This is a genomic window from Pantoea sp. WEP (assembly GCF_041678305.1).
Classification (GTDB): domain Bacteria; phylum Pseudomonadota; class Gammaproteobacteria; order Enterobacterales; family Enterobacteriaceae; genus Pantoea; species Pantoea dispersa.
This window is the reverse complement of sequence record NZ_JBGNXB010000001.1, coordinates 1,157,367-1,174,328: the sequence shown is the minus strand read 5'-3', so window position 1 is coordinate 1,174,328 and position 16,962 is coordinate 1,157,367. Positions and strand designations below refer to the sequence as shown.

Here is a 16,962-nt window from a genome sequence, read left to right as displayed (position 1 = left end):
CGCCAACTTTAGCAATGTTACCCTTGAGATAGCCTTCACATTCCCGGACACTGGGCCTTTGCCGCTGATGGAGAAGAGGTTGCTATGACAGCCATGTTTGTGTCCGCTGATTGGTTGAATGAACATTACCACGAAGAGCGTTTGCAGGTGCTGGATGCCCGCATGCTGCCGCCAGGTCAGGAAGCGGTGCGCGATATCACGGCGGAGTATCTGGCCGGGCATCTGCCGGATGCGCCTTTTTTCAACATCGAAGCGCTGTCCGATCACACCAGCCCGTATCCGCATATGATGCCGCGCGCAGAGACCTTTGCCGTGGCGATGCGCGAGCTGGGCATCAGCCAGGATAAACATCTGGTGGTGTACGACGAAGGCAATCTGTTTTCCGCGCCGCGCGCCTGGTGGATGCTGCGCGCCTTTGGCTGTGAACAGGTGTCGATTCTGGCGGGCGGCCTGCAGGGCTGGAAAGCCGCTGGCTTCAGCCTGGCTACCGGTCCGGTAAATCTGCCTGAAGGCGAGTTTGACGCGCAGTATGACAGCAGCCAGGTAAAGCGCCTGACCGATGTGCTGCTGATCAGCCACGAGGGCGGCGCGCAGATTGTCGATGCGCGCGCGGCCAACCGTTTCAATGCCGAAGTGGATGAGCCGCGTCCCGGCCTGCTGCGCGGCCATATCCCGCACAGCCTGAATATGCCGTGGAACGATCTGGTGGCCAACGGTGAGCTGAAACCGGTCGCCGAGCTGCGCGATCTGTTTGCAAAGGCAGGGATTAAGCTGGATCAGCCGATTGTCGCCAGCTGCGGCTCCGGTGTGACGGCGGTGGTGGTGATTCTGGCGCTGACCGCGCTGGGCGTGCGTGACGTGACGCTGTACGACGGTTCGTGGGGAGAATGGGGCAGCCGCGACGATTTACCGATTGAGAAATAAGTGAATCAGGTCGCCGTAAGGTGCGCGTTGTCGGATGTTGTGCACATTTATCCGGTCGCCGTAAGGTGCGCGTTGTCGGATGTTACACACATTTATCCGGTCGCCGTAAACGGCGACCCTACGTGTAGGGTGCGCATTTATGCGCACCTGGTAGCATCGGTGCGATTTACCGGCGCACTGATGCACACCGGCACTAAATAATCCGCTGGCTGCCTTTGAAATCGCGCAGGAAACTGCCCCAGCGGCGCTCATAAAACGGCGTAATGTGCGCGGTGAAGAAATGGCTGACACCCTGCTCGTTGCTGACCACTTCACAGATATCAATCGGCGCGTCATCGGGCAGCGTATCGGTCGCCACGCTGCCGGCCGCCTGAATAATCGCATCAATATCGCTGTCGGCTTCAATCCCAATCAACAGATTCGCCTGTTCATCGGCACGCTCACGAATGCTGGCAACGTAGGCGCGACGCACCTGTTTGTATTTCGCAAACAGCTGGGTCAGCGAATCGATCATCTGCGCTGGCGGCTCGGCCACTTCGGACAGCAGCAATGCATGACCGCCCTCCAGCACCGTTTGCTGGCTCAGCGCACTGCCCTCTTCGCCCAGCAGATGCGCGATCTCACCGGGTGAAAACTCTTTGCCGGCCGGCAGTTTTGGATTGAGGAACAGCGTTTCGCCCAGCGTCATTTCAAACAGCGTGCGCGTCGGTAAACGCAGATACGGCTGCTCACCCTGGATGGCTTCGCTCATTGCTGCTTCTGAGGTAAAGAAAGGGATCACGCTGCCGCCGCCCTCTTTCTCCCAGTGCTGTAATTCTACCGGCGAGGTGGCATCAAACTGCTCTGCGGGACTTTCGCCCGGCACCCAGACATCGGCCTCCAGCAATAGCTGAAAAAATTCCGGACGGTGCGCAGGCTCGGTGGCTGCCAGTTTCAGCACCTCTTCAAGACGGTTACTCATAAGGGATAGGCTTCCAAAAAAGACGGCAGGTTGCAGCCTGCCGTTGTCGGGATTATTTCAGTAACAGATTGGCAATGGTACGCACGCCAAGGCCTGTCGCACCGGCAGACCACTGATCCACCGCGCTTTTGCGATAGGTCGCGGAGCAGTCAATGTGCAGCCAGCCCTGCTGATAGTTGCTGACGAACCACGAGAGAAACGCTGCCGCGCTGCTGGCGCCCGCTGCATGTGCCGCGCTGGCGATGTTATTCAGATCGGCAAAGTTGGACGGCAGATGGTTGCGGTGGAATTCGGCCAGCGGCAGACGCCAGAAAGCTTCATTCTCGCTGGTGGCGCTGCCCAGCAGCGACTCCGCCAGCACGTCGTCAAAGGTAAACAGTGCATGGTAATCGTTGCCCAGCGCGGTTTTCGCGGCACCGGTCAGTGTCGCCGCATCAATCAGCAACTGCGGACGCTGTTCGCTGGCGTCGATCAGTCCATCGGCCAGTACCAGACGCCCTTCGGCGTCGGTGTTCATCACTTCAACGGATTTCCCGTTGCGATAGCGGATGATGTCGCCGAGGCGGAACGCGTTGCCGCTGACCATGTTATCGGCGCAGCACAAGAACAGCTTCACGCGCTTATCCAGGCCGCGCGCAATCGCCAGCGCCAGCGCACCGGTTACCGTTGCCGCGCCGCCCATGTCGGATTTCATCGAATCCATGAACGCGCTCTGCTTCAGGCTATAACCACCGGTATCAAAGGTGATGCCTTTGCCCACCAGGCAGGCGTACACCGGCGTGCTGTCGTCGCCGCCGGGGTTGAAGTCCAGCGTCAGCAGCACCGGCGGACGCGTCGAGCCGCGGCCTACGGTATGAATTCCGGCATAGCCCTGCTCACGCAGATCCTCACCTTTGATGATGCGATAGCTCACCGCATCACCGCCTACTTCGCTGATCAGATCGATGGCACTGTGCGCCAGCTGCTCCGGACTCAAATCTTCCGCAGGCAGGTTGATGGTGTCGCGCACCCAGTCAACGATCTTCAGGCGCCGATCGAATTCGGCCTGATCGGCCTCACTCAGCGTCGGCCATTCGACCTGACGCTGGCCTTTCGGGCTGCGGAAACCCTGCCAGAACGCCCAGCATTTCTCCAGATCCCAGCCTTCGCCGCTCAGCGCGACGTGGCGAATGCCCTGACCGTCCAGCTTGCGTCCGGCACGTTGAATGCTCATCAGCGCATCGGCACCGGTCAGGTGAACGGTCATGCCACTTTCATTGCTGCTCAGCAAGGCTTTCTCGCCCCAGCGCGCGTCGGCGGCCTGGGAGCTGAGCGTAATCGTCATGGGTTGTGTTGTCATCGCGTGGCTCCGTTTGCGTTTGTTATCCCTGCGCACTGACCGGCGCAGGGCGAAAATTTAGCGGGAAGTGGCCGGCGTCAGCGCCCGTAAGCGCGTTACCGCCTTATGTACCACCCCGATGGCATAATCGATCTCTTCCTGCGTGGTAAAGCGACCCAGCGAAAAGCGCAGCGAGCTGTAAGCCAGCTGCTGATCCACGCCCATGGCGCGCAGAACGTAGGAAGGTTCAAGGCTGGCAGAAGTACAGGCGGATCCCGACGACAGCGCCAGATCTTTCAGCGCCATGATCAGCGATTCGCCATCGACGTGGGCAAAACTGATATTGAGGATGTTCGGCGCGCCCTGTTCGAGTGAACCGTTGAGCTGTACGTCGCTTAGCGTGCTGATGCCCTGCCACAGACGATGGCGCAGCGCAGCCAGACGCGCACTCTCGTCCGCCATCTCTTCGCGCGCGATGCGATAGGCTTCGCCCATGCCGACAATCTGGTGCACCGGCAAGGTCCCCGAACGCATGCCGCGCTCGTGACCGCCGCCGTGCATCTGCGCGTCGATCTGCAGTTTTGGTTTACGCCGCACCCACAGCGCGCCGATGCCTTTCGGCCCGTACAGCTTGTGCGCTGAGAACGACATCAAATCCACCGGCAGCGCGCTGACGTCGAGCGGCAGTTTGCCCACGCTTTGCGTGGCGTCCACGTGGAACAGGATGTCGCGCGCGTGACACAGCGCGCCCAGCGCGGCGATGTCCTGAATCACGCCGGTTTCATTATTGACGTGCATCAGCGACACCAGCACGGTGTCGTCGCGCAGTGCCGCTTCCAGCATCGCAGGCGTGACGATGCCGTCCGCGCCAGGCTGCAGAAAGGTGACCTCAAAGCCTTCGCGCGCCAGCTGAGCACAGCTGTCGAGCACCGCTTTATGTTCGGTCTGACTGGTGATGATGTGTTTACCGCGCGACTGATGCTGCTGCGCCGCGCCTTTGAGCGCCAGGTTATCGGCCTCGGTGGCACCGGAGGTAAACACGATTTCGCGTGGATCGGCGTTGATCAGTTCGGCAACCTGGTTGCGCGCCACGTCAACGGCCTCTTCAGCCTGCCAGCCAAAACGGTGGGAACGGGAAGCGGGGTTACCGAAGGTGCCATCCAAAGTGAGGAACTGCATCATTTTGCTGGCGACACGCGGATCCGCAGGCGTTGTCGCTGCGTAATCCAGGTAGATCGGTAATTTCATTGCGCTAAAACTCCGTATAAAAAATCATACGTCTTTATAGCACGATTCAGCCTCTCCTGGGTTAACAGCAGAGGCTGAACGGGAGAGGATCAGGCGCGCAGATTGACGTTGATGGTTTCCTGCACGCGATGCTGCTGGAAGCGACGGTTATCAACGCTGTTCTGGCGATCGGCCACGTCGAGGATCTCCTGGTTATTCACCAGTTCCGCCAGCGTGATGTTGTTGAGGAAATCGCTGATGCGCTCGCTCAGGTCGCGCCACAGAACGTGGGTCAGGCAGCGCTCGCCGCCCTGGCAACCCTCTTTACCCTGGCATTTGGTGGCGTCAACGGATTCGTCCACCGCGGTGATTACCGCGCCAACTGCAATCGCCCCGGCGTCTTTGCCTAACAGATAACCGCCGCCCGGACCCCGCACGCTGGCCACCAGACCGTGCTTACGCAGACGCGAGAATAACTGCTCCAGATAGGAGAGCGAAATGCCCTGACGCTCTGAAATATCGGCCAGCGGTACCGGGCCCTCGTGCGAGTGCAGGGCAACGTCCAGCATAGCGGTTACGGCATAACGTCCTTTGGATGTCAGTCTCATAGCATACAACCTCGTAAGCGTCCGCCAGCGAGTCGGCGGGTTATCTGAAGAATGGAGGCCAGTCTGACATTCCCGAGTATTTTGGTCAACTATTTAACCGAGTATTTCGCTCAACTATTTAACCTGGTGTTTTACTCAACTATTACCCTTGTCGTTTTTGGGTTTTTCAAACGACGACAGCATGCCGCGCAGAATGTTGAGTTCATCGCGCTCCGGACGCGCACGGGTATAGAGGCGACGCAGTTTGCTCATCACCTGGCTCGGTGTGCCCTGGCGGATAAAGCCGCTGTTTAGCATCATCTGCTCGATGTGCTGATAGAAGCGCTCCAGATCGTCAACCAGCGGATACGGCGAGGCTTCGTACTGCGGCTGCGGACTGGCTTTCTCCTGCGCGTCCAGCCACGCCATGCGCACTTCATAGGCGATAATCTGCACCGCCATCGCCAGGTTGAGCGAGCTGTACTCCGGGTTGGCCTGAATGGCGACATGATAGTGGCACTTCTGCAGCTCTTCGTTGGTCAGGCCCACGCGCTCGCGACCAAACACCAGCGCCACCGGCGCCTGCTGGCCCTCTTCCACGCTTTTGATGCCGCATTCACGCGAGTCGAGCATCGGCCACGGCAGTGAGCGCGAACGGGCGCTGGTCCCCACCACCAGGCTACAGCCGGCAATCGCCTCATCCAGCGTATCGACGATCTTCGCCTCACCGATCACATCGCTGGCACCGGCAGCCAGTGAAATGGCCTGCGAGTCCGGTTTCACCAGCGGATTGACCAGATACAGGTTGCTTAAGCCCATGGTTTTCATGGCGCGGGCAACGGAACCCATGTTGCCGGTGTGCGAAGTTTCTACCAGTACGATTCGGATATTTTGCAGCATAATAGATAGCGATAAGGAAATGATGGCGCGCATCCTAACATAAAAGCAGGACATTTGCTGAACACCCTGATATACTCCGCGCCGTTTTCACCCCGTTCTTTAACATCCAGTGAGAGATACCGATGCATCCGATGCTCAACATCGCCGTGCGCGCAGCGCGCAAGGCCGGAAATTTAATTGCCAAGAATTATGAAACCCCGGACGCCGTCGAAGCCAGCCAGAAAGGCAGCAACGACTTCGTTACCAATGTTGACCGCGACGCAGAACGTCTGATTGTCGAAGTGATTCGCAAATCCTACCCGCAACACACCATCATCACCGAAGAAAGCGGTGAGCTGGCGGGCGACGATCAGGATGTTCAATGGGTAATCGATCCCCTGGATGGCACCACCAACTTCATCAAACGTCTGCCCCACTTTGCTGTTTCTATCGCCGTGCGCATCAAAGGTCGCACCGAAGTGGCGGTGGTTTACGATCCAATGCGTAACGAACTGTTCACCGCTGTACGCGGTCAGGGCGCGCAGCTTAACGGCTATCGCCTGCGCGGCAGCACGGCGCGTGACCTCGACGGCACCATTCTGGCTACCGGCTTCCCGTTCAAGCTGAAGCAGCACGCTACGCCGTTCATCAACATCGTGGCAAAACTGTTTACCCAGTGCGCTGATTTCCGCCGTACCGGCTCTGCTGCGCTGGATTTGGCCTATGTGGCCGCAGGTCGCGTTGACGGTTTCTTTGAGATTGGCCTGAAGCCATGGGATTTCGCTGCCGGTGAACTGCTGGTGCGTGAAGCGGGCGGTCTGGTGACCGATTTCACCGGTAACCACGGCTATATGCTGTCTGGCAACCTGGTGGCCGGTAACCCGCGTGTGGTGAAGGCGATGCTGGCCAGCATGCGCGAAGAACTGAGCGAAGCGCTGAAGCGCTAAGCAAAAAAAAGGCGGCTAAATCAGCCGCCTTTTTTATTACCGACTTTGTTACCGACGCTCGTGGGTTAACACGGTGCGCGGCTGGGTACGCCGACCGACACCACCGAGGACCGCCGCCAGCACCGCCTCGATCAGCATCATGAAGAAGGCAAACCAGCTGGCTTTCGCCGTTGCCGCCGCGGCTTTCTCTGCGGCTTCACGCGCTTTCTGCTCCGCTTCCTGCTTCAGTTGCTGATATTTCTGCATCGCCTGTTGATAGCTCTGCTCAGTCTGATTAACGATCTGCTCCGCTTCCTGATCGCTTTTTCCGGTCCGCGCTTTAATAATGTTTTTCAGCGCATCACGGTCTGCAGCCTGCAGCGTATCGGCATGACGACTCAGTACACCACGGATCCAATTGGCAATATCATTGTCGGCATTCTGTGGATTCTGTGCCGTCTGTTTCGCCTGGTTTTGCGCATTATTCGCTTCGCTATTTACATCCTGCTGTAAATTTTCCGGCTGCAGTTCCGGTTTGCCGGTCTGACGCAGCGTAGTTTGCAATTCATTTTGCAAATCATCCAGGTTGATATTATTTTCCTGCAGCTTCTCTTTCGCCATATTGGTCACCGATGGCGCTACGGCAGAAATACCGTTACCCAGGGCATTAAAACCGGAGCCTAAAATATTAAAGGCACCGCCGATAATACCGCTGGCAAGGGAAATCGCCAGCCACAGCGTAATCAGGGTACTGACACCAAACATCAGCAGACCGTGCAGCGCACCTTCGCGCTGAGCCAGCCGTCCGGCAACGTAGCTACCGACCGCCAGCGCAATCAGCATGCTGGCCCCGGTCCAAATCAGCGCCCCGGTCCCCAGATGTTCCAGCGGATTTTGTTCCTGCTGGGGATCGATGGTCGTGGCGCCGATCGCGGTTCCCAGCAGCCCCAGTAAAATATGAATGATTAATGCCGCAATCACCCCTGCAAATACGGCACTCCAGGAAATGCGTTTCAACGGTAAACCGCCGTGCGTTTCCACCACCGTTTCCGTGCTGCCATTATTAGTCCAGGTTTCAGGCATATTTATTTCCTCACAAACATTGACGATAAAGAGTAACGCATATAAGAGCACACCCTGTCCTTTTTGATATTATCTAGCGTAGACAGAGAAAACTCTTTTCACCAGATCGTCGGGCAAGAGAAATTAAACTCTGCGTCGCGGGCAAAAAAAAACGCAGCATATTCAGGGAATATGCTGCGCTTATTTTTTAAAGCGTATTAATTAAAAAGGACGCAGACCGCCACCGAAGCCGGGCGTAGCACTGTGCCATAAAATAAAGCCGGCCAGCAGCAACAGCAGGCTGCCAGCCAGCATCACGGCCGGCAACAACCATTGCGCTGCCCCTCTGCTGCTGACCCTGCCGAGACGCACCGCCAGCACGCGCGAGCGCTGCACCAGCAAACCCAGCAGCGACACGGTGAGCGCGGTGCCCAGCGCCATGGTCAGCGCCGAGGCCACGCCCCAGCCATATACGCCAATCACTTTGGCAAACAACAGCATCATGATGGCACCGGAACAGGGCCGCAGCCCCATCGACAGCACCACCAGCGCCTGGGTTCTGCCGCTCACCGCACCGGCCAGCTGTTGCGCGCTCGGCAGGTGGGCATGACCGCAGCCGCAGTCAGCATGATGCTGATGATGTGGCCGTACCGCGCGAATCTGGAGCCCGGTCGCCGGACGGAACGCGCGGCGTAACCCCTGCAGCGCGCGCCAGCCCACCCAGACGCCGAGCGCCATCACCAGCAAATAGCTACCTTTCTCCAGCCAGTAACTGGTGAGATGCAGCTGGCGCGACGAGGTTTGCAGCACCACCAGCATCAGCGTCACCAGAGCAATCGCCACCGCGCCCTGCAACAGCGCCGCCAGCAGCGTCAGCTTCATGCTGGTTTTCAGCTGCGCCGGGTGGGTAGCGAGAAAGGTGCTGATCACCACTTTGCCGTGGCCCGGCCCCAGCGCATGCAGCACGCCATAGGCAAGGCTGAACAGCATCAGCGTGACACCGGCCTGCTGCGGCTGCTGCGCCACCTGTTGCAGGAGCTGCGTCATCTCACGGTGCAGCACCTTCTGCCACAGTACGCTTTGCAGCAGAATTTGCGGCCAGTGCAGCCACAGCAACGCGCCTGCGGTAATCAGCAGCGCAGCCAGCAGCCACAGCGGCCACCAGCGACGGGAAGCGCCAGGCAGTGAAATTAACGACATGTCAGGGTTACCGTCTGGGCAAACTGCTGGCCGAGATCCATATCTTCGGGCGGTGCGTCAGCTTTATCCAGCGACAGCGCGTACTGTTTTAGCGAGTCATCCGGTTTGGGCGTGTGTAAGTCAAACTGGCAATGGGCTTTCACGGTCTCATCCATGGTGATGGCTTGCGGATTGTCATAATACATATCAACAAAGTAACTGGGATCGAAGGTCTGGATGCGGTATTGCCTGGCGCTTAACGACTGCGGTTCGCTGAACGGCACAATGAACTCCAGCACCGCTTTATTGCCCTTGCGCGACAGCTGATACTCCTGCGGCAGGTTGAGAAATTTCACCCGATTTTTATCCTGCCACACTTCGGTAAAATAGTGCTGGCCCAGCACATTGGCCATTACCTGTGCCGCCAGCTTTTTCCACACCACCTCGCCGGGTTTGGCGTTGCCGGCATCGTACAGCAGATCGGCGGAGGTGATTTCATCCATGGTCCATACCATCTTCATCGCGCTGAGATGATCGTCCTTACCGATCAGTTCGGTCTGCATATCAATAAAGCTGTGTGGATGCGCCCACACGGCGCCGCTGAACAACAGCGTAAAGCTAACGAGCGCAATTTTCATATGTTATAAAGTAACAAATTTTAAGGTCAGAAGGATACCGGGCCAGAAAAAACTGTGACCCGCCCTGAAGCTCTGAACAAAAGTCATGACAAAGGCCAGGGTCAGCGCGTGGAGTTGGCTATTCTTAGCTGAAAAATGACCTGCGGATAACACGATTGATGAGTTCAGCGCATTCTACTGCTCCCCTCTTCAGCCGCGCCCAGCGTCGTTGCCATCTGCTGTTGCTGCTGTTTCTGCCTGCTCCCGCGTTAACGCTTGAAAAGCTCTGCCAGTTGAATGGCGTGGACCCTGTTGTCGCCCGACAGGATATCGCGGATGTCGGAGATGAGATACAGCGCTTTCACCAGCTGGAATTACACCAGATGGTGGATGGCAGCTTTCGCATTCATGGCACGGAACTGGACCGGCGTCTGTGCCTGCTGCACTGGCTGCGCCGCGCGCTGCGCCTGTCGCAGGATTTCGTCTGCACGCATTTTGCGCCGGCACTGCGCCAGCGGCTGAAGGTGCTGAAAATTGAGAAAGCGCTGTGGGATGAAACCAATCTGCAGGCGCTGATCCAGCATTGCAGCCTGCGGCTGGCGCGCGATTTCACGCCTCGCGACCGGCTGTTTCTGCAAATCTTCATGAAATATGCGCTGTGTCAGCGTCAGACGGCGCTGTTCAGCGAGCGCCAGCGCGCCTGGCTGGCGGCGAAGATTGAACGCAGCGCAGCGGATGACGTGATCCATCACTGGCAAAAACGTTGCCATCTGGCACCGGACGTCAGCGAAACCGATTTCTGGACGCTGCTGTTCAGCCTGATTCACGCGCCAGACGGCAGCCAGCTGGCGGACAGTCAGGCACACAAGCTGATGGCTGCGGTGGAAGCGCTGATTGCCCGCTTTGAGCAACTGGCGCAGACGCGCATCAAAAATCAGCAGCAGCTGAAGCTGCAGCTCTATACTCACCTGGCGCAGGCGCTGGATCGCAGCCACTTTGCCATCGGCATTGATAACAGCGTGGCGCTGGACGTGGCGCGTCTCTATCCGCGCCTGCTACGTACCACGGCGCGTGCGCTGCAGCACTTCAGCAGCGATTTCGGCACGCAGTTTAGCGCGGAAGAAGTGAGCCTGGTGGCGGTGCAGTTTGGTGGCTGGCTGATGCAGGAGAGCGCGCTACAGGAGAAGCAGGTGCTGTTACTGACCGGCGCTGACGCGGCGCTGGAACAGCTGCTGGAGCAGCAGCTGCGGGAAATGATGCTGCTGCCGATCAATATTACCTATCAGGATATGCTGCACTTTCAGCGTGAAGGCGCACCGCGCGATGTGGCGCTGGTGGTGACGCCCTACGCCACCGCCCTGCCGCTCTATTCGCCGCCGCTGATCCACGCTGAGCTGCCGCTGAGCAATCACCAGCAGCAGCGCATTCGTCAGCTGCTGGAGTCTTAAGCCGCGCGTGGCCGCAGGAACAGCGCCGGCAGCGCCACCAGCGCCATGACCCAGAACAGCTGGCCGTGCAGGTGGGTAAACAGCACGCCGCACACCATCGTCATCACCGCGATGCCGCCGCCCATTGCCAGCGCCGAATAGAGCGACTGCAGACGAATCACCTCTGCGCCTTTGCGCGCGGCAATAAAGCGCATCGCCGCCAGATGGCAGACGGTAAAGCTGCCGCAGTGCAGAATCTGCGCCACAATCAACAGCGGTAGCGCTGTGCTGGCACCCAGCAGCGTCCAGCGCACCAGCGCGCACACGCCGGACAGCAGTAGCAGATCGCGCGCGCTCCAGCGGCGAAACAGCCGGTTACTCAGGGCAAAAATCACGATTTCGGCCACCACGCCCAGCGACCACAGGTAGCCCACGACCGACGCGGAGTAGCCCGCTTCCTGCCACCAGATGGCGCTGAAGCTGTAATAAGCAGCGTGCGCGCCCTGCATCAGCGTTACGCACAGCATGAAACGCCAGACACTGTTCTCGCGCAGCAGGTCGCGCCACGCCGCCCAGCCACCGCTCGCGCCCTGGCGTAGCTCACCCTGCGGTCGGGTTTGTGGCGGCAGCAGCATGCCGGACAGCATCGCCAGCACGCCTGCGCTCAGCAGCAGCAGAATCACCTGCGATGACCAGGCGCTGACCAGCATACCGGTAAGCGCCGAGCTGATAACAAACGCCAGCGAGCCCCACAGCCGTACCGGACCATAGGCCAGCCCGATTTGCTGTGTCCAGGTGGCCGCCAGCGCATCACTCAGCGGCACCAGCGGCGAGAAGAACAGGTTAAAACCAATCATCACCAGCAGCAGCCATAGCCACTGACCGCCCAGCCAGAAACCGAGCGCGAACAGACAGGTCGCCAGCGCCAGCAGGCGCAGCGCAACAATCAGCTGCGCTGGATTTTTCACCTGCGAAGCAATCAACAGGCTGCCGGCAAAGCGCGCCACCATGCCACAGCCGAGCAGCAGGCCAATTTTTTCCGCATCCAGCCCGTTGCCTTTCAGCCACACGCTCCAGAACGGCAGATAGATGCCATAGCAGAAAAAGTAGGTGAAGTAGCTCAGTCCCAGCCACCTGGCCGATCCGATGGTCATGTTTCCTCCTGTTGACGCTCCGCCGTGCGCGGAATGGCCGTTACTTTCTCAAAGCCGCCTGCGAAAGGGAATAAAAAAAGGATGGCTTGCGCCATCCTTCTTCACACTGCGGGTTTAGCGCTTATCAGGCATAAACCGGCAGACGGGCACAGATATCCAGCACTTTCTGTTTGGTGCGCTCGATAGTGGCTTCGTCGTTGATGTTGTCGAGAACGTCAGCGATCCAGCCCGCCAGCTCGCGCACTTCCGCTTCTTTGAAGCCGCGACGGGTCACTGCTGGCGTACCGATACGCACACCGGAGGTCACAAATGGGCTCTTCGGATCGTTAGGTACGCTGTTTTTGTTCACGGTGATGTTAGCGCGGCCCAGAGCGGCATCCGCCTCTTTACCGGTCAGACCTTTGCTCACCAGATCGATCAGGAACAGGTGGTTGTAAGTACCGCCTGAGACGATGTTGTAACCGCGCTCCAGCAGCACTTCCACCATCGCTTTGGCGTTCTTCGCAACCTGCTGCTGATAAGCCTTGAACTCCGGCTCCATGGCTTCTTTGAACGCGACGGCTTTACCGGCGATAACATGCATCAGCGGGCCGCCCTGACCACCCGGGAACACCGCGGAGTTCAGTTTCTTGTACAGCTCTTCGTCGCCGTTTTTCGCCAGGATCAGGCCACCGCGCGGGCCGGCCAGCGTTTTGTGCGTGGTCGAGGTCACGATGTGCGCGTGCGGTACCGGGTTCGGGTAGACATCAGCAGCGATCAGACCGGCAACGTGGGCCATATCAACAAACAGCCAGGCGCCGATGCTGTCGGCGATTTCACGCATTTTGGCCCAGTCGCACACGCCAGAGTAAGCAGAGAAGCCGCCCACGATCATTTTTGGCTTGTGGGTCTGCGCCAGTTCGGCCAGCTCTTCGTAATTGATTTTGCCGGTTTCATCGATGCCGTAAGGGATAACGTTGTACAGCTTACCGGACAGGTTGACCGGCGAACCGTGGGTCAGGTGACCACCGTGTGCCAGGTTCATGCCCAGAATGGTGTCGCCCGGCTGCAGCAGCGCGGTGTACACCGCGAAGTTAGCCTGGGAGCCGGAGTGCGGCTGCACGTTAGCGTAATCCGCGCCGAACAGCGCTTTGGCGCGATCGATCGCCAGCTGCTCAACAATATCCACATATTCACATCCGCCGTAGTAGCGTTTGCCCGGATAGCCTTCGGCATATTTGTTGGTGAGCTGTGAACCTTGCGCCTGCATAACGCGTGGGCTGGTGTAGTTTTCCGAAGCAATCAGTTCAATGTGCTCTTCCTGACGCACCTTCTCCTGCTCCATAGCCTGCCACAACTCGGCATCATAATCGGCAATGTTCATATCACGCTTTAACATCCGCATCTCCTGACTCAGCAACTTTTTAACGGCAGTTTAAGCCCCGGCTAAGGGGCGAAGGCCAACAGTGTAAACGGTTTTGCCAGGGGACGGTAGCGCCAATCCCCTCTTTTTACGCAAACGATTGGCAAGGCGCTGGCACGGGATTTTTACGCTTTTTAGCCGGGGAAGAAAACCGGATATTTGTTCATCAGCAGCGGGAAAATTTTTCAGCTTTGCGCGCCCGCCAGCAGATTGGCACTCGTCACCCCAGACAAAACGGGGGATTTACAGTGCGCGGCAACAGGCATAACATGCATTTAAAATACATATTTAAAATTACCCTGAGGATCAGCCTATGCTTGACGCGCAAACCATCGCCACCGTGAAATCTACCCTGCCCGCGATTGCTCAACTCGGCCCGCAGCTGACCGGTCACTTTTATCAGCGGATGCTGACGCAGCATCCCGAGCTGAAGAACGTGTTTAACATGAACAACCAGCGCAGCGGCAATCAGCGTGAAGCGCTGTTTAACGCGATCTGTGCGTACGGCAGCAACCTGGAAAATCTTGAGGCGCTGCTGCCGGCGGTGGAGAAAATTGCGCAGAAGCATGCCAGCCTGAATATTCAGCCGGCGCAGTACGCGATTGTCGGGGAAAACCTGCTGGCGACGATTAAAGAGCTGCTCAATCCAGGCGATGAAGTACTGGCGGCGTGGGGCAAAGCCTATGGCGTGCTGGCTGAGGTGTTTATCCAGCGTGAAGCAGCGATTTACCGTGCGTCGGAAGAAAAGGTCGGCGGCTGGCGCGGCGCGCGCGATTTTCGTATCCGTGCGATTACCGCGCAGAGCTCGGTGATCAAAAGCATTGAGCTGGTGCCGAATGATGGAGAGCCGGTGGCGGACTTCCTGCCCGGCCAGTATCTGACCCTCAGTCTGCGCCCGGCGGACAGCGACTACAGTCAGCACCGCCAGTATTCGCTGACGCATCTGCCGGATGGCAAAGCCTATCGCATTGCAGTGAAGCACGAAGCGCAGGGCAGCGTCTCCGGCTGGCTGCATCAGCATGCGAAGGTTGGCGATATCGTGCAGTGCGCCGCGCCGGCCGGGGATTTCTTCCTGCAGGCAGCAGCGCAGACGCCGGTGACGCTGATCTCAGCCGGCGTCGGGCAAACGCCGCTGTTAGCCATGCTGGCCAGCCTGGCGGAGCAGCAGCATCCGGCCGCAGTATGCTGGCTGCACGCCGCCGAAAACGGCGCGCAGCACGCGTTTGCTGATGAGGTCGCGGCGCTGGGTGCGCAACTGCCGCGCTTTAGCCGCCACGTCTGGTATCGCCAGCCGCAAGCTGACGACGCGGGACGTTACGACGCGCAGGGTCTGATGGATTTAGCCACCGTCTCAACCGCACTGACCCAGCCCGAGGGTGAGTTCTGGATTTGCGGCCCGCTGGCATTCATGCAGTTTGTCGCGCGCCAGCTGACCGATGCCGGCATCAGCGCCGACCACATTCACTACGAAGTGTTCGGTCCGCACAAAGTGCTGTAAATGAAAAAGCCTGCACACGGCAGGCTTTGTGTCTGGTGAGGAGCGAAGGGCTCAGATGGCCTCTTCGTCTTCCTCGCCGGTACGAATACGCACGACGCGCGCCACGTCAAAGACAAAAATTTTGCCGTCGCCGATTTTACCGGTCTGCGCGGTTTTCATGATGGTTTCTACGCAGGTATCGACGATATCATCGCCCACCACCATCTCGATTTTCACTTTTGGCAGAAAATCGACCATGTATTCGGCACCGCGATACAGCTCGGTGTGGCCTTTCTGACGTCCGAAGCCTTTCACTTCGCTGACCGTCATCCCGGTGATGCCCACTTCTGCTAAGGCTTCACGCACATCATCGAGTTTGAATGGTTTGATAATTGCATCGATCTTTTTCATCACAGATCCTTTTTTCGCTCCCTCCATGATGGACGGGTAACTATGAGTATAAGTGTTCCTGACGCTGCCGCAGCAAGCTACTCTTTAAATTCGCTGGCGTCCAGTTCGTGGCGCGACAGCAGCTTATAAAACTCGGTACGGTTGCGTCCAGCCAGACGCGCCGCATGCGTCACATTACCTTTGGTCATCTGCAGCAGTTTGCGCAGATAGTTAAGCTCAAACTGGTTGCGTGCTTCGACAAAGGTCGGTAGCGCCGTGTTCTCGCCAGCCAGCGCCTGCTCTACCAGCGCGTCACCAATTACCGGCGACGTAGTAAGCGCCACGCACTGCTCAATCACGTTAACCAGCTGGCGCACATTTCCCGGCCAGCTGGCACTCACCAGCCGTTTCATCGCATCGACCGAGAAGCTGCGCACAAACGGTTTGTGGCGATCGGCCGACTGGCGCAGCAAATGGTTGGCCAGCAGCGGGATGTCTTCGGCGCGTTCGTGCAGTGCCGGGATCCTGAGATTCACCACGTTGAGACGATAGTAGAGATCTTCGCGGAAGCTTTTCTTCTCCATCGCCTTCGGCAGATCGCGGTGCGTGGCAGAGATGATGCGCACGTTGATGTCGAGATCGCGGTTGCTGCCCAGCGGACGCACTTTGCGCTCCTGCAGCACGCGGAGAAGTTTTACCTGCAGCGCCTGCGGCATGTCGCCAATCTCATCGAGAAACAGCGTGCCGCCTTCCGCCGCCTGAAACAGCCCTTCGCGCGCACTTACGGCACCGGTGAAGGCGCCTTTGGCGTGGCCAAACAGCTCCGACTCCAGCAGCTGTTCCGGCAGCGCGCCGCAGTTGATGGCAATGAAAGGTTTGCCGGCGCGCGGACTGGCAGCATGAATCGCCTGCGCCAGCACCTCTTTACCGGTGCCGCTCTGGCCGTTGATCAATATACTGACGTCAGATTGCGCCACCATGTGCGCCTGCTCCAGCAGCCGCAGCATCAGCGGATTACGCGTGACGATCGCTTCGCGCCAGCCGTCATCGCTGACCGGCGCGCGCTGCGCCAGTGCTTCGTCAATCGCTTTGTATAGCGCATCGCGATCGACCGGTTTGGTCAGAAAGCTGAACACGCCCTGCTGCGTGGCGGCTACCGCGTCCGGAATCGAGCCGTGCGCGGTCAGGATGATGACCGGCAGTCCGGTATGGCGCTTCTGGATTTCAGCAAACAGCGCCAGGCCATCCATTTCATCCATGCGCAGATCGCTGATCACCAAATCGACTTTCTCTTTCTGCAGATGACGCAGGGCTTCCGGCCCGCTGGCCGCGGTCGCTACCTGATAGCCTTCACTGCTGAGACGCATACCGAGCAGCTTGAGTAAGCCCGGATCGTCATCCACCAGCAGTAAGCGTGCGGCCTGTTTCATGG

16 protein-coding genes are annotated in these 16,962 nt (G+C 58.6%); 4 read left to right on the top strand and 12 right to left on the bottom strand.

Annotation, left to right across the window (positions count from 1 at the left end):
- Positions 1–84: 84 nt before the first annotated feature.
- Positions 85–924 carry a 3-mercaptopyruvate sulfurtransferase gene (gene sseA, locus ABVR31_RS05350; protein ID WP_372772008.1) on the top strand — a complete coding sequence of 280 codons (840 nt, stop codon included), beginning with the start codon at positions 85–87 and terminating at the stop codon, positions 922–924.
- A 193-nt stretch (positions 925–1,117) separates the two neighbouring features.
- On the opposite strand, the gene sseB is transcribed toward sseA, so the two are convergent.
- The 5 genes from sseB to trmJ form a co-directional block, all read right to left on the bottom strand.
- Positions 1,118–1,885 (bottom strand): enhanced serine sensitivity protein SseB, encoded by a 768-nt coding sequence (gene sseB, locus ABVR31_RS05345; protein WP_058758294.1) that lies wholly within the window; start codon positions 1,883–1,885, stop codon positions 1,118–1,120.
- A 52-nt stretch (positions 1,886–1,937) separates the two neighbouring features.
- Positions 1,938–3,224, bottom strand: a complete 1,287-nt coding sequence (gene pepB / locus ABVR31_RS05340) for an aminopeptidase PepB (protein ID WP_058758293.1) — start codon at positions 3,222–3,224, stop codon at positions 1,938–1,940.
- 57 nt (positions 3,225–3,281) lie between these two features.
- Positions 3,282–4,451: an IscS subfamily cysteine desulfurase gene (locus ABVR31_RS05335; protein WP_372772006.1), complete on the bottom strand. Its 1,170-nt coding sequence runs from the start codon at positions 4,449–4,451 to the stop codon at positions 3,282–3,284.
- Between the two features lie 89 nt (positions 4,452–4,540).
- Positions 4,541–5,038 (bottom strand): Fe-S cluster assembly transcriptional regulator IscR, encoded by a 498-nt coding sequence (gene iscR / locus ABVR31_RS05330; protein ID WP_031279392.1) that lies wholly within the window; start codon positions 5,036–5,038, stop codon positions 4,541–4,543.
- Between the two features lie 135 nt (positions 5,039–5,173).
- Positions 5,174–5,917: a tRNA (cytosine(32)/uridine(32)-2'-O)-methyltransferase TrmJ gene (trmJ, locus tag ABVR31_RS05325; RefSeq protein WP_031279390.1), complete on the bottom strand. Its 744-nt coding sequence runs from the start codon at positions 5,915–5,917 to the stop codon at positions 5,174–5,176.
- 122 nt (positions 5,918–6,039) lie between these two features.
- Between trmJ and suhB the strand changes: the two genes are divergently transcribed.
- A complete protein-coding gene (gene suhB, locus ABVR31_RS05320; protein ID WP_058758291.1) occupies positions 6,040–6,843 on the top strand; it encodes an inositol-1-monophosphatase in 804 nt (267 codons plus the stop codon).
- Positions 6,844–6,891: 48 nt separating this feature from the next.
- Here the strand turns inward: suhB and ABVR31_RS05315 are convergent, their stop codons facing one another.
- From ABVR31_RS05315 to ABVR31_RS05305, 3 genes are all read right to left on the bottom strand, one after another.
- A complete protein-coding gene (locus tag ABVR31_RS05315) occupies positions 6,892–7,905 on the bottom strand; it encodes a hypothetical protein (protein WP_058758290.1) in 1,014 nt (337 codons plus the stop codon).
- Positions 7,906–8,106: 201 nt separating this feature from the next.
- Positions 8,107–9,084 carry a nickel/cobalt transporter gene (locus ABVR31_RS05310; protein ID WP_141496579.1) on the bottom strand — a complete coding sequence of 326 codons (978 nt, stop codon included), beginning with the start codon at positions 9,082–9,084 and terminating at the stop codon, positions 8,107–8,109.
- On the bottom strand, positions 9,075–9,701 hold the full coding sequence (locus ABVR31_RS05305) for a DUF1007 family protein (RefSeq protein ID WP_315658802.1): 627 nt from the start codon (positions 9,699–9,701) through the stop codon (positions 9,075–9,077). Before ABVR31_RS05305 ends, ABVR31_RS05310 begins: the two co-directional genes overlap by 10 nt.
- A 158-nt stretch (positions 9,702–9,859) precedes the next feature.
- On the opposite strand from ABVR31_RS05305, the gene csiE reads away from it, so the two are divergent.
- Positions 9,860–11,128 carry a stationary phase inducible protein CsiE gene (gene csiE, locus ABVR31_RS05300; protein WP_315658804.1) on the top strand — a complete coding sequence of 423 codons (1,269 nt, stop codon included), beginning with the start codon at positions 9,860–9,862 and terminating at the stop codon, positions 11,126–11,128.
- Here the strand turns inward: csiE and ABVR31_RS05295 are convergent.
- On the bottom strand, positions 11,125–12,261 hold the full coding sequence (locus ABVR31_RS05295) for a 3-phenylpropionate MFS transporter (protein ID WP_288445472.1): 1,137 nt from the start codon (positions 12,259–12,261) through the stop codon (positions 11,125–11,127). The genes csiE and ABVR31_RS05295 overlap by 4 nt on opposite strands.
- A gap of 124 nt (positions 12,262–12,385) precedes the next feature.
- Positions 12,386–13,639: a serine hydroxymethyltransferase gene (glyA, locus tag ABVR31_RS05290; RefSeq protein ID WP_021506540.1), complete on the bottom strand. Its 1,254-nt coding sequence runs from the start codon at positions 13,637–13,639 to the stop codon at positions 12,386–12,388.
- A 337-nt stretch (positions 13,640–13,976) separates the two neighbouring features.
- Between glyA and hmpA the strand changes: the two genes are divergently transcribed.
- Positions 13,977–15,161 (top strand): NO-inducible flavohemoprotein, encoded by a 1,185-nt coding sequence (hmpA, locus tag ABVR31_RS05285; RefSeq protein ID WP_372772001.1) that lies wholly within the window; start codon positions 13,977–13,979, stop codon positions 15,159–15,161.
- A gap of 51 nt (positions 15,162–15,212) precedes the next feature.
- Here the strand turns inward: hmpA and glnB are convergent, their stop codons facing one another.
- Both glnB and glrR read right to left on the bottom strand, forming a co-directional pair.
- Complete coding sequence (gene glnB / locus ABVR31_RS05280; RefSeq protein ID WP_007886217.1) at positions 15,213–15,551, bottom strand: nitrogen regulatory protein P-II; 339 nt, start codon at positions 15,549–15,551, stop codon at positions 15,213–15,215.
- Between the two features lie 77 nt (positions 15,552–15,628).
- On the bottom strand, positions 15,629–16,960 hold the full coding sequence (gene glrR / locus ABVR31_RS05275; RefSeq protein ID WP_058758284.1) for a two-component system response regulator GlrR: 1,332 nt from the start codon (positions 16,958–16,960) through the stop codon (positions 15,629–15,631).
- Positions 16,961–16,962: the final 2 nt, after the last annotated feature.